The following is a 13,182-nucleotide window of genomic DNA, read 5'->3' on the forward strand; positions in this document are numbered from 1 at the left end:
GCCGCCAGCGTGCGCCGCCAGCCAGCATGAGCGACGCGGAAGAACACCCTTCGCTCGGGCTCGACGACGTCGTCCACCAGCGGGTCCGGCTTGGCATCCTCGCGGTACTGGCCGAAGCGCCGCGCGCCGACTTCGGCGAGTTGCGCTCGATCCTGAAGCTGACCGACGGGAACCTCTCCCGACACCTCACGGTGTTGGAAGACGCGGGCTATGTCAGCCAGGAAAAGACGTTCGAAGGCAAGCGCCCCAAGACGTGGGTGGCGATAACCAAGACGGGGCGCAAGGCGTTCGACGACGAAGTGGCCGCGTTGCGCGCCCTGCTCGACGGCATTAGCTGACGAGCAGGCCGACCACCATCGACCCGAGCACGACGGCGCCGAGCATGCGGCGGAACGGGTTCACTCCCCAGCCGACCTCCATAACGGCCCAGACCGCGAGTCCGACGGCGCCGATCACGTGCACGACGGTGCCGGCGCCGCCGCGGGCAAAGCGACCGAGCACGGCCGCGACGATCCAGACCCACAGCGGGACGTTCGGCCACTGCCATACGACGAGGTGCCCGTCGTGCGTCGTGCGGTCCTCGAACAGCCAACGCAGTGCTCGTCGCATCGCCGCACCGTAGAGTCCGCGCATGGCCACTGACCCGATCGACGTCGTCACTCGTTTCTGTCAGGCGTGGGAGTCCGTCGACGTCGACGCTCTCATGGCGTTCTTCACCGACGACGCGGTGTACCACAACATTCCGATCGCGCCCGTCGCCGGCAAGGACGCCATCCGCACCACGATCGAAGGCTTCACCGGAGGCGTCGACCGCATCGAGTTCGACGTCCGCGCCATCGCGGCGAACGGCAACACCGTGCTGACCGAACGCGTCGACCGCTTCATCCGTCCGGACAAGACGATGGCGCTGCCGGTCATGGGCACGTTCGAAATCGTCGACGGCAAGATTGCCGCGTGGCGCGACTACTTCGACCTCCAGCAGTTCATGTCGCAGCTGTAGACGCCGCCCGGCGCCAACCTGACACGAGTGTTAGACGGCCGATAGCCTGCGCATCCCGTGGATGTCGACGTGACCGAAGACCAGGAATTCTTCGCGCAGACCACGCGCAAGTTCCTCGCTGCCGAAGCACCAATCACCACCGTGCGCGCCCTCGCAGCGAATCCCGACGGGTTCGAACGCGGCTACTGGAAGGCGGCGTGTGACCTCGGCTGGACCTCCATGCTCGCCCCCGATTCGGGCGGCAGCATGCTCGAACTCGCGATCGTCGCCGAGGAAATGGGACGCGCCGTGGCGCCCGGGCCCCTCGTGGCCTCGAATGTCGCCGTGCATGCGCTCGCGACCGGTGCCAGCGACGCGCAGCAGGCCAAGTGGTTGCCCGGTTTGCTCAGCGGTGACCTCGTGGGCGCGTGGGTCCACGAAACCGCCGGCGTCGTCGAAGCCGGTGCCCAGGCCGACGTCTTCGTGGTCACGACCGCCGACGGCGCTCGCCTTGTCGCCGCCGACGACCCCGCCGTGCACGTGACGCCGTGGGACGGGCTCGACCTGGTGCGGCGCTTCGCGCACGTCTCGATCGACGCCGACGCCGGTGAACCGCTCGGCGAGGTCGGCGATCTGTTTCCCGTCGCTCTCGTGACGCAGTGCGCCGAGACGTGTGGTGTCGTCGAGCGCGTCTTCGAGATGACCCTCGAGTACATGGACGATCGCTTCTCCTTCGGCCGTCCGCTGTCGTCGTATCAGGCGCTGAAGCACCGTGTCGCCGACGACAAGATGCACCTCGAGGCGTGCCACGCCATCACGACGGCAGCGGCGTACGCGTTCGCCGAGGGCGCACCCAACGCCGCCGAGTTGGCCGCGGCGGCCAAGGCGTGGATCGGCGCCATCGCCACCGAGATCATCCAGGACTGTGTGCAACTCCACGGCGGCATCGGCGTCACGTGGGAACACGACATCCACCTCTACTTGCGCCGCGCCACCGTCAACCGGGCGACGTACGGCCCACCGGCCGAGTGGCGCGAACACCTCGCCCAGATGATCCTGGGGGCGGCATGACCTCGCCACGCCGCGAGACGGTCGACGAGTTCCGGGCGCGGGCGCGCGCGTGGATTCGTTCGAACCTCGAGCCGATGGACGACTTCGAGCGCGCCGACGTGCCCGGTCGCCGCGACCACGAGCGCGCCCTGCAGCGCAAGCTCTACGACGCCGGATTCGCCGGCATCTGCTTCCCCGCCGAGTACGGCGGCCTCGGGCTGCCACCGGCCTATCAGCGCGCCTTCACCGAGGAAGCCGCGGGCTACGACATGCCGTCGTCGCTCAACGTGCCGACCTTCGGCATCCTCGCCGCCACGCTGCTCGACTTCGGCACCGACGAGCAGAAACGCCGTCACATCCCGGCGATCCTGCGGGGCGAAGAGTTGTGGGTGCAGTTCCTCAGCGAGCCCAGCGGCGGATCCGATCTCGCCGGCGTGTTGACCCGCGCCGACCGCGACGGCGACGTGTTCGTGCTCAACGGCTCGAAGATCTGGTCGAGCGGGGCGCACGAGTGCGACTACGCCATGATCCTCGCCCGCACCAACTGGGACGTGCCGAAGCACCGCGGCCTCACGATGTTCATCCTCAAGATCCATCAGCCGGGCGTGCAGGTCGAGCAGATCCGCCAGGTCGACGGGTCGATGGAGTTCTGCCAGGAGTTCTTCGACGACGTGCACATACCCGTCGCCGACGTCGTGGGCGAGATCGACGACGGCTGGACCGTCGCCACCCGCCTCCTTACGCACGAGCGCGCTGCTGTCGGTGGCGCGTCGATCTACACCTCAGGACGCTCCGTGGGCCACGACCCCGGGTACTCGGCCACCGACAACCTCATCACCCAGCTCGTCACGTCGACGGGCCAGGCGTCGAACGACCACGTGCGCCAGCTCGTCGCCGACGCCCATGTGCGCCAACTGGTTTCGGCGGCGCTGTCGCGCCGCATCGGGCACGGCCTCGCCAACGGCAAGCTGCCGGGACAGGCGGGCGCAATCATGAAGCTGTTCAGCGCCAACGGCGTGATCCGGCGCTCCGAGATCGGCCTCGAGATCGCCGGCGCCGCGGCGGCGGCGTGGGCTCCGGGTGAGGAACCGCCGACGCGGGCCGCCGCCGAGTTCTCACTGTGGCGGCAGTCGACGTCGCTCGGCGGTGGCAGCAACGAGATCCAGCGCAACATCATCAGCGAGCGCGTCCTCGGCATGCCCCGCGAGTACGCGGCGGACCGCGAGATCCCCTACCGCGAGGTCAAGCGCAGCCGCTAAGTCGTGAGCAGCACGGCGCTGCCGTGGCCGAACAACCCTTGGTTGACGGTGACGCCCGCCGTCGCCCCTTCGACTTGGTGCCCAGTCGCCGTACCGCGTAACTGCCAAGTCACTTCGCACACCTGTGCGATCGCCTGGGCGGGGACGGCTTCACCGAAGCACGCGAGGCCTCCGCTCGGGTTGACCGGTATGCGCCCGCCGATCGTGGTGTCACCGTCGTTGAGCAATTTCTCCGCTTCGCCTGCCTTGCACAGGCCGATGTTCTCCATCCAGTCGAGCTCGAGCGCGGTCGACAGGTCGTACACCTCGGCGAGGCTCAACTCATCCGGACCGATGCCCGCCTCCTCGTACGCGCCGGCGGCGATGGAGTCGCGGAAGGTCAACTCCGGCGGGGCGAGCGCGGCGGCCGAGTCGGTCGAGAAGTTCGGCATCTCGATGACGGTGTTCGGGAACCGCGGCGTCACCGTCGACACGGCGCGGATGCGTACGGGATTGCGGATGCCGCGTTTGCGGGCGTAATCCATCGACGTCAGCACGATGGCGGCGCCGCCGTCGGAGGTTGCGCAGATCTCGAGGAGGCGCAGCGGGTCGGCCACGATCGGACTGTTGAGAACCTCCTCCTCGGTGACTTCCTTGCGATACCGGGCGTAGGGGTTGTTGAGGCCGTGGCGCGCGTTCTTCACCTTCACTTTGGCGAAGTCGGCTTCCGTCGCGCCGTACAGGTCCATCCGGCGGCGGGCGTAGAGCGCGAAGTACGTAGGGTTGGTCGCGCCGAGGAGACGAAAGCGCAACCAGTCGGGGTCGTCCCAGCGTTCGCCGGCGACCGGCGCGAGAAAACCCTTCGGTGTGGTGTCGGCACCGACGACGAGGGCGACGTCGCACAGGCCCGCGAGGATGCGCGAGCGCGCCGCGTCGAGCGCGGTCACGCCGGACGCGCAGGCGGCGTACGACGACGCCACGCGGGCGCCGTTCCATCCGAGCGCCTGTGTGATGGTCGAGGCGGCGACGTAGCCGGGGTAGCCGTTGCGCACCGTCTCGCCGCCAGCGACGAATTGCACGTCGGCCCAGTCGACGCCGGCGTCGTCGAGCGCCGCGAGCGCGGCGTGGATGCCGTATTCGTGGAACGGCCGGCCCCACTTGCCCCACTCGTGCATGCCCGCGCCGAGCACGGCGACGCTCTCCGGCGCACTCACGTCGTCACCGGCTTCGGTTCGCGTTTCGCCGCGCCGCTCACGGGCTTCCAGCGGTACATCAGGTGTTCCACGCCGTCGATCTCGTAGAGCGGTTCGACCACCAACTCGACGGGCGCGCCGACCTTGAGGTCCTGCACACCGAAGCCCTTCGCCACTTGGCCGAGGATGACGATCTGCTCGTCCGCCAGCTCCACCGCCGCGAGGGCGAAGGGCTCGTAGGGCTCGGTCGCCGGGATGTACGGCGACGGCGGTTGGTACTGCGCGTCGGTGTAACTCCACACCGTGCCGGTGCGGGCCAACTCCACGTCCTCGAAGTCGCGGCCGCGGCACGCAGGGTTGCGACAGAACCCGCTGGCTCGCGGGAAGAACACCGTGCCGCAGGTGGTGCACCGGGTGCCGACGAGGTGGGGTTCGGCGTCGGTGGTGAACCAGTCTTCGACAGCGGGTACAGACGTGGTGGGCATGGCCGCAGACTAATCTGACGGAGTGTCAGGTATGCCGAGGCGCCCGTGGACCTGACCTGGTCGGAGGACGAAGAAGAATTTCGCTTCGACGTGCGAACCTGGCTGGCGAGCAACGTCGCCGCCTGGCGTGCCGAGTGTGATGGTGAGCCCGCGTCGGGTGACACACGCGACGGCTTCGCCCAGCACCTGCGGTGGGAGAGCCGACTGTTCGACGCCGGGCTGGCCGCGGTGTCGTGGCCGAAGGAGCACGGCGGGCGCGACGCGTCGCTGTGGGAGTGGCTGCTGTTCGAGGAGGAGTACTACCGCGCCGGCGGCCCGCCGCGGGTCACCCAGAACGGCATCTTTCTGCTGGCCCCGAGCGTGTTCGAATTCGGCACGCCCGCGCAGCAGACCGCGATCCTGCGGCGTATGGCCGCAGGTGAGGACCTGTGGTGCCAGGGTTGGTCCGAGCCCAACGCCGGCAGCGACCTCGCCGGTGTTTCGTCGCGTGCCGAGCGCGTAGCTGGCGGCTGGATCCTCAACGGGCAGAAGACCTGGACGACCCGCGGTGCGTTTTGCACGCACTTGTTCGGCCTGTTCCGCACCGACCCGGAAAGCGAACGCCACAAAGGCCTGACGTATCTGCTCGTCCCGCTGGCGACACCCGGCATCACCGTGCGGGGCTTCGGTCGCTTGGACGGCGACGAAGGGTTTGCCGAAGTCTTCTTCGAAGACGCGTTCCTCGCCGACGACGCCATCGGCGGCGGCGTCGTACTCGGCGAGGTGGGCGGGGGCTGGTCCGTCGCCATGGCCACCGCCGGATCCGAGCGCGGCCTGACGCTGCGCTCCCCTGGCCGATTCCTCGCGACCGCGGAACGGCTTGTCGCCCTGGCGCGCCAGCACGGGGATGTCACGCTCCAACGCCGCGCCGCGGTCGCGTGGATGCACGCCGACGCGTACCAGCAGCAGACGCTCGTCACCGTCACGAAGTTGGCGACCGGTGCCAAACCCGGCGCCGAAGCCAGCCTCACGAAGTTGTGGTGGAGCGAGCTCGACGTCGAGCTACACGCCATCGCCCTCGACGTGCTCGGTGCCGACGCCGAACTCGAGAACGCGTGGACCAAGGGCTGGCAATTCTCGTTGTCGGGCCCGATCTACGCCGGCACGAACGAGATCCAACGCAACATCGCGGCCGAACGGCTGCTTGGTTTGCCGCGATGAACCTTGCCCCATGAGATTTTCTCTGGCCGAAGACCAGGTCGCGTTCCGTGACGCGGTGCGTGACCTGTTCGCCAAGGAAATGACCCCCGCCGACGTGCGCGCCGCCGCCACCGCGCCCGCCGGGCAACTCGACCGCGGCGTGTGGCGCAGCCTCGAGACCATGGGCGTGCTCGGGTTACTCGTTGCCGAAGCCGACGGTGGGCTCGGGCTCGACGAGTCCTTTCTCGTCCCGATCCTCGAAGAAGCGGGACGGGTTGCGTTGCCCCACCCCATCGTCGAGTCGGCAATGGTGGCGGCGCCATTGGTGGGCGCGGTCGGCATGGTGAGCTCAGACCTCGGCGGCGCCAACGTCGCGTGCGCGGCCGACGCCGATCGCCTGCTCCTGCACCGCGGCGCGTCGCTCGTGTTGGTCGAGCGCGGCGAGGCGTCGCTGACCCCCGTCGACACCGTCGACGCGGCCCGACGGGTGGCGCGCGTCGGCGCCGGGACATCGGGACGCGTCGTCACGTCCAAGTCGTCGGTCATCGAGCGGGCGCGCGAACGCGGCGCGCTCGGCACCGCGGCGATGCTGGTCGGCCTCGGCCAGACCATGCTCGACATGACCGTCGCCTACGTGATCGAGCGCCGCCAGTTCGGCGTTCCCGTCGGCAGCTTCCAAGCGGTCAAGCACCACCTCGCCGACGCGCGTCTGGCGCTGGAGTTCGCCCGCCCGGTCGTGTGGCGCGCCGCCTGGTCCGCCGCCCACGACGCGCCGACCCGCAGCCGCGACGCGTCGACCGCGAAAGCGATGGCGTCGGATGCCGCCGAACTCGTCGCCCGCAAGGCGCTCCAGTGCCACGGCGCCATCGGCTACACCGTCGAAGCCGACCTCCACCTCTTTCTCAAACGCACGTGGGCGCTGTCGCGTGCCTGGGGCGACGCCGCCCACCACGCCGACCGCGTCGCCGCGTCGTTCGGCTAAGGGTTACTTAACGCGAAGCGGCGTGGGCCGTGCCAGGACGTCGAAGCGCAGGGCGCTAGAGAACCACGTTGACGACGACGCCGAGGTCGCGTTCGAGATACGCCACTTCGTTGTCGTTCAAGAACCCGGCACCCTGCACGTTGACCAGGTCGACGTGGTCCATCAGCGGTGCCGGACCCCAGTGCCACGTCCCCAGAGACAGGTTCACCCCAGCGCTGCCGTCGCAGATGAAGGCGCGGACGTGTTGCAAGTCGTCTCGCGTCGTGAAGTCGAACTCCTTCGCCGCGACCACGAGCAGCGTCGGCTTGCCCGCGAGCGCGACGAGCGCCTGGGTCGCCTTGTGGTGACGGTTGAGGTGGTCGCATACCAGCGGGTAGCGGTCGTAGGACAACACGTTGAGCGCGAACTGCTCGCCATCGCGCAACTCCATCACCATGTCGCCGGTGTCGATGACCTGACCGAACGGCGCGAACGCCTCGCGCGTGAGCGGCTCCGCGATGACGGTGTAACTGTCGGTCACGACTTGTCGAGGCCCTTGGGGTTCAGGCCGAGCAGCTCGATGGTCGTGGCGCCTTCCTTCAGCTGGCGGAACAACTCCTGCTCGTTCTCGTAACGCGCCGTGGCCGCTTCGAGCACCGCGCTGAGTTGCGCACGCGGGATGACGACGACGCCGTCGGTGTCGCCCACGACCCAGTCGCCCGGGTTCACTTCGGCGTCGCCGACGGTGACGGCCTGGTTGATCGTGCCGCCCTGCTTCTTCTGCGCGCCGGTCAACGCGATCATCGAATTGAAGACGGGGAACTCGAGCGCCTCGATGGCGTCGGTGTCGCGGGTACCGCCGTCGATGACGAGGCCGACAATGTCGTTGGCACCGGCGGCGGTCGTGAGGACTTCACCCCAGTAGCCGTACTCGGGCGGGTTGGTGGCGTCGACCACGAGCACCGTGCCCACGACGATGTTCTCGGCGACCGCGACGTGGATCGCCAGGTTGTCGCCCTGGCCGCACTTGGCGGTGATGGCCGGGCCGGCGACAACCGCGCCCTTCCACGCCGGCTTGATGCGATGGTGCATGCGCAGGGCGCCGCACTCCCCCAGTGTCGCCGACCCGAGCGCTGCGAGCTCTTCGGCGGTCTCCGCGATCGTCACGCGGTCAGTGTTCCGTGTAGTTGATCTCGCCGGCGTCGGGCGTGGCCACGGCGAAGCAAAAACAATGGATGGGCGCGGTGTCGCTCACCGGCTTGAGTGAGTGCATCGCCATCGGCGGGATGTGCACGAGGTCACCCTGCTGGATGATCCGCTCCTCGCCTTCGATCTCCATGATCCCGCGGCCCGACGTCACGTAATAGAACTCGTGGGTCGGATGATTGTGCGGGTCGACGTAGCCGCCGCCCGCCACCTCGAACTCGCTCACCAGCTCGAGGTGCCCGCCCTTGGTGATCTCCATCATTTCCCGCGGCTGGATCAACCACCACACCGGCACCGTCCCGTTGTGTTCGACGATCGGTGCCACGTCTTCAATCGACCGCACGTCCATAGCCATAGTTAATCCTTTCGCAGCGCGGCGGTGAGTTCGATCTCGACGGCGCCGCCGCGGGGCAACGCCGCCACGCCGATGGCGCTGCGGGTGTGGCGGCCGGCGTCGCCGAAGACGTCGACGAGGATCTTCGACGCGCCGTCGACAACCGCCGGCTGCTGGTCGAAACCCGGGGCGCTGGCCACGTAGCCGGTCACCGAGAGAATCCGTTCGATGCGGTCCAGCGTGCCGAGCTCGTCGCGCAAGAGACACAGCGCATTGAGGGCGCACACGGCGGCGGCTTCGTAAGCGTCGTCGACCGACACCGTGTCGCCGACCACGCCGATGCAGGTCAGCTTTCCGTCGATGCGCGGCAGGGTGCCGGAAGTACGGGCGACGCCGTCCCACACGACGACGGCGTCGAGAGGATCGTGCGGCTTGTGCGGCCCGTGCAGCATGTAGCCGAGCTCCACCACCCGCGCGTCGAAACTCAGAGGATCGCTCCGGATTCCTTCATGGCGGCGAGCTGCTCCCAGTCGTAGCCGACTTCGATGAGTTCCAACTCGGTGTGCTCGCCGTGTTCGGGAGCGCGCGTGACCTCGAAGGGCTTCTCGTCGAACAGCGCCGGCGACGACACCATCTGGAACGGCTCGCCGTTGACGTCGGCGGTGGGCAGGTAGCCGTTGGCGATCACCTGCGGGTCTTCGTACAGCTCGGCCAGCGTCTGGTACGGCGCCCACACGCCTTCGAAGCCGTCGAACGCCCCGCGCAGTTCCTCCAGCGTGAAGTTGCTGAAGGCGTCGTCGAGTTCCTTCTGCGCCTCGGCCGCGTGCTGCGCCCGCACACCGGCCTCGACGAAGCGCGGGTCGTCGGCCAGATCGGGTCGGCCCAGGCGCGTCACCCAGTCGGCCCAGAACCGGTCGCCCTGCAACAACATCATGGCGACGAAGCGATCGTCCTTCGTCTTGTAGACGCCGACGCCCGGGTTGCCCGGCGCGCCCCGCACCGGAGACGCCAAGCGCTCGATGCCGAACATCTTGTTCATGATCACCAGCGGCGACAGCTGCCACATCGCGGTGGCGAGCAGCGACACGTCGACGATCGACGTCTCACCGGTGCGTTCACGCTTGACGAGCGCGGCCGCGATCGCGCCGGCGGTCGCCATACCGCCCATGACGTCGCCGAACGCCGGGCCGACCTGGCCGAGCGGATAACCCTCCTGCCCCGGCGGCACGACCATGCCCATGCCGCCGCGCGCCCAGAACGACGCGCCGTCGAATCCACCCTTCTCGGCGTCGGGGCCGAGCGGACCCTGGCCCGAACCGCGGGCGATGATGATGTCGGGGTTGCGGGCGCGGATGTCGTCGGTGTCGATCTTGAGCTTGCGCCGGATCGGCGGCAGGTAGTTCGTGAGGAACACGTCGGCCGTCTCGACGAGCTTCATCAGCGCCTCGTGACCTTCGGGCTTCGAGATGTCGATGGCGATCGACTTCTTGCCGCGGTTGGGCTGCTCGATCATGAAGTTGATCGGTGCCCGCCCACCCGAACCGGGGATGAGTCCCGACGTGATCAGGCCGCGCTGCGGATCACCGGTTTCGGGGTGCTCGACCTTGAGGACGTCCGCGCCCCAGTCGACGAGGATCGCGCCACCACTCGGGATGAACATCCAGCTCGCGACTTCGATGACGCGCACACCTTCCAGAGGCAGGCTCACCAGACGATCTCGAGGTTGTCGATCGAGCGCAGGCCCTGCGAGTAGCGCAGCGCCGTGCCTTCCTTGATGGTGAAGTCCGGCACGACGGCCAGCCACTCTTCGAGCGCCACCCGCAGCTCCATGCGCGCCAGGTGCGCACCGAGGCAGCGGTGGTTGCCGCCGCCGAAGGCGAGGTGGCCCTTGGTGTCGCGACCGAAGTCGACCTCCTCGGCGCGGTCCCACTGGTTCTCGTCGGTGTTGAACGAACCGAGGATGACCGATACCTGCGTGTGCGCCGGGATGGGGCAACCGCCGAGTTCGGTGTCCTGCGACGTGATCCGGATGACGCCGGTCACCGGTGTCTCCCACCGCAGCATCTCTTCGATGGCGTGCGGGATGAGCGAGGGGTCTTGCACCAGTTGCTTGCGGTGCTCCGGGTGCTGGGCGAGGTAGCTGATGAAGCAGTCGAGCGACGACGTGACCGTATCGAGGCCCGCGATGAACATCAGGTACAGGATGTCCTCGACCTGATCGTGGGTGAGCTGCTCGCCGTCGACCTTGGCGTCGAGCAGCATCGAGATGATGTCGTCACGACGGTCGTTCTCGCGCTCGGCGATCGCTTCCTTGAGCATGGCGTAGATCTTCTGGCCGGTCTCGTTGACCATCTCGATGCGCTCTTCGTTGCTCTTGGCCGGTGGCCGCACGATGCCGTCCTTGAGCGCGATGAACTCCTTCGTGCGCGACACGGGCAGGCCGAGCAGCTGCAGGAACACCGTCGAGGGCAGCGGCTCGGCGATCGACTCGTGGAAGTTCGTGCCGCCCGAGTCCTTGACCTTGGCGATGAGTTCCTTGACGAGACGCCGCGTCTCGGGCTCGATGCGGGCAATCGTGTCGCGGCCGAAGATCGGGTCGATCAGGCGGCGGAAGTACTTGTGCTGCGGCGGGTCGATCTGGAGCGGGATCAGCGGGCGGACCTGGCCGATGTCGACGGCGTCGACACCTGAGGAGTAGATCTCGGGATGCATCAGCACTTCCTTGACGTGCTCGGCGGTGCCGACCACGAACATCCCCATGTCCTCGACCATGTCGACGGGACCACCCATGGCGCGCAGGCCTTTGAACATCTCCTGCGGATGGGCGAGGGCCTCGAGATCCATGCCCTCCATATCGTCGAAGCTCATCATTTGACGGAATCTAACAGTGGCGTCAGCTTTATGACGCCGCGTCGGGCGTCGCGGCGCGCACGGATGTCTTCTCGGCGTTGACCGTCGGCGGCGCCGTCTTCCAGTTGGGGATGCCGTCCTCCTCGAGCGCCGCGGGGTACTTGTTGTCGTGAATCTGCGCCCAGTGCGAGTGGTTGAGCTCGTGCAGCGTGAAGCACGAGTTCAAGGCGTTGTAGAACCCCTGGTTGTCGACCGTCTGGTTGACCGACTCCTTGATCATCAGCGCCGTCATCGTCGGCAGTGCGGCGATGCGACGGGCGAAGGCGAGCGTGTTGTCCTCGAGCTCGTCACGCTTGAACACCTTGCTGACCATGCCGAGACGGTGCGCCTCGTCGATGCTGATCGAGTCCCCGGTGAGGAGAAGTTCCTTGGCCTTGCGCGGCCCGAACTCCCACGGGTGGGCGAAGTATTCGAGGCCGCACATGCCCAGGCGCGTACCGACGACGTCGGCGAACACGACCTCTTCGGAACCGACGATGAGATCACACGCCCACAGCAGCATCAGGCCGGCAGCGAACACCGGACCGTGCGCCTGACCGATGGTGATCTTGCGCAGGTTGCGCCACCGCAGCGTGTTCTGGAAGTAGTAGTGCCACTCCTGGAGGAACAGCTTCTCGGCGCCCTCGCGCGAGCCGCCGTTGGTGTGCGACGTCGGATGCGTCTGCCACTCCTCCGCGGCGACTTTCGAGCCCATGTCGTGACCGGCCGAGAACAGCGGGCCCATGCCGCCGAGGATCACGACGCGCACCTGGTCGTCGGCCTCGGCGCGCAGGAACGCCTGGTCGAGCTCGACGAGCATGCCCCGGTTCTGCGCGTTCCGCGCCTCCGGACGGTTGAGCATGATGCGGGCGATCGCGCCGTCGTCGAAGGTCTCGTAGGTGACGAAGTGGTACTCAGTTTCTGACATAGGCGTCACGTTATTCCGACGGCGTCGACGAGGCCCCAGGCGAGGGCGGTTTGGGCGTCGATGGGTTGACGGGAGAGGCCGAGTCGGAGCATGCGCTCGACGCCGATCCGGGCCGTCATCGAAACGGTGCCGCCGGCACCCGGGATGAGACCGAGGCCGATCTCGGGCAGGGCGATCGTGGTGTCGGGGGCGGCGATCACCCGCGACGCGAACGCCGGCAACTCGATGCCGCTGCCGTAACACGCCCCGTGGATGTGGAAGGTGACGCGGTCGGCGATCGCGGCGATCGCGGCGCCGATGCTCGTCTGCAACCGGATGACGTGCGCCTCTTCGGGCGAAGGGAACGAACCGAACTCGTCGAGGTCGCCCCCGGCGCAGAACGACGGGCCGTTGCCGCGAACAATCACGCGCAACGACGCATCGGCGTGGGCGACGGCGAACGCGTCGAGCAGCCCGTCGCGCACTTCGATGCCAAGGGCATTGCGCCGTTCCGGCCGGTTCAGCGTGACGCGCAACTCGTCACCGACGCGTTCGATCAACACCGCCGGTTCGGGGTTCGGTTGCCTCGGCTTGATCGGTGTCGCAGCGCGCCACGCCGCGAACTCCGGGCCCGCCTGGAGCGACGAGTACACGCGCGACTCGTCTTCGAGGCTCGAGCCGCGCATCAAAAGGTCCTCGTAGGCCGCACACGCCCGCGGCCAGCGCCGGCGGGATTCGGCGATGGCGTCGTCTACGGTCAC

General features: G+C 68.0%; 17 protein-coding genes. 6 read left to right on the forward strand and 11 right to left on the reverse strand.

From position 1 onward, the window contains the following. Positions 1–26: 26 nt before the first annotated feature. Positions 27–338, forward strand: coding sequence for a transcriptional regulator (locus VHC63_03720; GenBank protein ID HVV35686.1), 312 nt, complete (start codon positions 27–29; stop codon positions 336–338). Here VHC63_03720 and VHC63_03725 read toward each other — a convergent pair. Beyond that, positions 331–609 (reverse strand): hypothetical protein, encoded by a 279-nt coding sequence (locus tag VHC63_03725; GenBank protein HVV35687.1) that lies wholly within the window; start codon positions 607–609, stop codon positions 331–333. The genes VHC63_03720 and VHC63_03725 overlap by 8 nt on opposite strands. Positions 610–631: 22 nt before the next feature. On the opposite strand from VHC63_03725, the gene VHC63_03730 reads away from it, so the two are divergent. Genes VHC63_03730 through VHC63_03740 form a run of 3 tightly spaced genes read left to right on the forward strand, consistent with a single transcriptional unit; the run spans position 632 to position 3,288 of the window. Further along, positions 632–1,000: a limonene-1,2-epoxide hydrolase family protein gene (locus VHC63_03730; GenBank protein HVV35688.1), complete on the forward strand. Its 369-nt coding sequence runs from the start codon at positions 632–634 to the stop codon at positions 998–1,000. A 57-nt stretch (positions 1,001–1,057) separates the two neighbouring features. Then, positions 1,058–2,050 carry an acyl-CoA dehydrogenase family protein gene (locus tag VHC63_03735; protein HVV35689.1) on the forward strand — a complete coding sequence of 331 codons (993 nt, stop codon included), beginning with the start codon at positions 1,058–1,060 and terminating at the stop codon, positions 2,048–2,050. Then, positions 2,047–3,288, forward strand: coding sequence for an acyl-CoA dehydrogenase family protein (locus VHC63_03740; GenBank protein ID HVV35690.1), 1,242 nt, complete (start codon positions 2,047–2,049; stop codon positions 3,286–3,288). Before VHC63_03735 ends, VHC63_03740 begins: the two co-directional genes overlap by 4 nt. On the opposite strand, the gene VHC63_03745 is transcribed toward VHC63_03740, so the two are convergent. Then, positions 3,285–4,481, reverse strand: a complete 1,197-nt coding sequence (locus VHC63_03745) for a lipid-transfer protein (GenBank protein ID HVV35691.1) — start codon at positions 4,479–4,481, stop codon at positions 3,285–3,287. The genes VHC63_03740 and VHC63_03745 overlap by 4 nt on opposite strands. Continuing rightward, positions 4,478–4,945, reverse strand: a complete 468-nt coding sequence (locus tag VHC63_03750) for an OB-fold domain-containing protein (GenBank protein ID HVV35692.1) — start codon at positions 4,943–4,945, stop codon at positions 4,478–4,480. Before VHC63_03750 ends, VHC63_03745 begins: the two co-directional genes overlap by 4 nt. Before the next feature lie 45 nt (positions 4,946–4,990). Between VHC63_03750 and VHC63_03755 the strand changes: the two genes are divergently transcribed. Together VHC63_03755 and VHC63_03760 are read left to right on the forward strand one after the other, a co-directional pair. Beyond that, positions 4,991–6,145, forward strand: a complete 1,155-nt coding sequence (locus tag VHC63_03755; protein HVV35693.1) for an acyl-CoA dehydrogenase family protein — start codon at positions 4,991–4,993, stop codon at positions 6,143–6,145. A 10-nt stretch (positions 6,146–6,155) separates the two neighbouring features. Then, positions 6,156–7,106, forward strand: coding sequence for an acyl-CoA dehydrogenase family protein (locus VHC63_03760; protein HVV35694.1), 951 nt, complete (start codon positions 6,156–6,158; stop codon positions 7,104–7,106). Positions 7,107–7,161: 55 nt separating this feature from the next. On the opposite strand, the gene VHC63_03765 is transcribed toward VHC63_03760, so the two are convergent. From VHC63_03765 to VHC63_03800, 8 genes are read right to left on the reverse strand one after another with little or no spacing between them, the layout of a single operon-like run. Continuing rightward, entirely contained in the window at positions 7,162–7,626 is a 465-nt protein-coding gene (locus VHC63_03765) for an ureidoglycolate lyase (protein ID HVV35695.1), read from the reverse strand. After that, positions 7,623–8,252, reverse strand: coding sequence for a hypothetical protein (locus VHC63_03770; GenBank protein HVV35696.1), 630 nt, complete (start codon positions 8,250–8,252; stop codon positions 7,623–7,625). Before VHC63_03770 ends, VHC63_03765 begins: the two co-directional genes overlap by 4 nt. Positions 8,253–8,256: 4 nt before the next feature. Next, positions 8,257–8,646: a cupin domain-containing protein gene (locus VHC63_03775; protein ID HVV35697.1), complete on the reverse strand. Its 390-nt coding sequence runs from the start codon at positions 8,644–8,646 to the stop codon at positions 8,257–8,259. A 2-nt stretch (positions 8,647–8,648) separates the two neighbouring features. Further along, positions 8,649–9,092: a RidA family protein gene (locus tag VHC63_03780; protein ID HVV35698.1), complete on the reverse strand. Its 444-nt coding sequence runs from the start codon at positions 9,090–9,092 to the stop codon at positions 8,649–8,651. Between the two features lie 17 nt (positions 9,093–9,109). After that, positions 9,110–10,333, reverse strand: a complete 1,224-nt coding sequence (locus tag VHC63_03785; GenBank protein ID HVV35699.1) for a CoA transferase — start codon at positions 10,331–10,333, stop codon at positions 9,110–9,112. Next, positions 10,330–11,493, reverse strand: coding sequence for a cytochrome P450 (locus VHC63_03790; GenBank protein ID HVV35700.1), 1,164 nt, complete (start codon positions 11,491–11,493; stop codon positions 10,330–10,332). The genes VHC63_03785 and VHC63_03790 overlap by 4 nt, the downstream gene beginning before the upstream one ends. Positions 11,494–11,524: 31 nt before the next feature. Continuing rightward, a complete protein-coding gene (locus tag VHC63_03795) occupies positions 11,525–12,442 on the reverse strand; it encodes an enoyl-CoA hydratase (GenBank protein HVV35701.1) in 918 nt (305 codons plus the stop codon). A gap of 5 nt (positions 12,443–12,447) precedes the next feature. Beyond that, complete coding sequence (locus VHC63_03800) at positions 12,448–13,182, reverse strand: enoyl-CoA hydratase/isomerase family protein (GenBank protein ID HVV35702.1); 735 nt, start codon at positions 13,180–13,182, stop codon at positions 12,448–12,450.

The sequence above is a fragment of the Acidimicrobiales bacterium genome (genome assembly GCA_035546775.1).
In the GTDB taxonomy this organism is placed as follows: Bacteria; Actinomycetota; Acidimicrobiia; order Acidimicrobiales; family JACCXE01; genus JACCXE01.

Excerpts from the sequence above, each read along its gene's own strand:
- VHC63_03720 (HVV35686.1), top strand. The coding sequence starts at position 27 with ATGAGCGACGCGGAAGAACACCCTTCGCTCGGGCTCGACGACGTCGTC.
- VHC63_03725 (HVV35687.1), bottom strand. The coding sequence starts at position 609 with ATGCGACGAGCACTGCGTTGGCTGTTCGAGGACCGCACGACGCACGAC.
- VHC63_03730 (HVV35688.1), top strand. The coding sequence starts at position 632 with ATGGCCACTGACCCGATCGACGTCGTCACTCGTTTCTGTCAGGCGTGG.
- VHC63_03740 (HVV35690.1), top strand. The coding sequence starts at position 2,047 with ATGACCTCGCCACGCCGCGAGACGGTCGACGAGTTCCGGGCGCGGGCG.
- VHC63_03750 (HVV35692.1), bottom strand. The coding sequence starts at position 4,945 with ATGCCCACCACGTCTGTACCCGCTGTCGAAGACTGGTTCACCACCGAC.
- VHC63_03760 (HVV35694.1), top strand. The coding sequence starts at position 6,156 with ATGAGATTTTCTCTGGCCGAAGACCAGGTCGCGTTCCGTGACGCGGTG.
- VHC63_03775 (HVV35697.1), bottom strand. The coding sequence starts at position 8,646 with ATGGCTATGGACGTGCGGTCGATTGAAGACGTGGCACCGATCGTCGAA.
- VHC63_03790 (HVV35700.1), bottom strand. The coding sequence starts at position 11,493 with ATGAGCTTCGACGATATGGAGGGCATGGATCTCGAGGCCCTCGCCCAT.
- VHC63_03795 (HVV35701.1), bottom strand. The coding sequence starts at position 12,442 with ATGTCAGAAACTGAGTACCACTTCGTCACCTACGAGACCTTCGACGAC.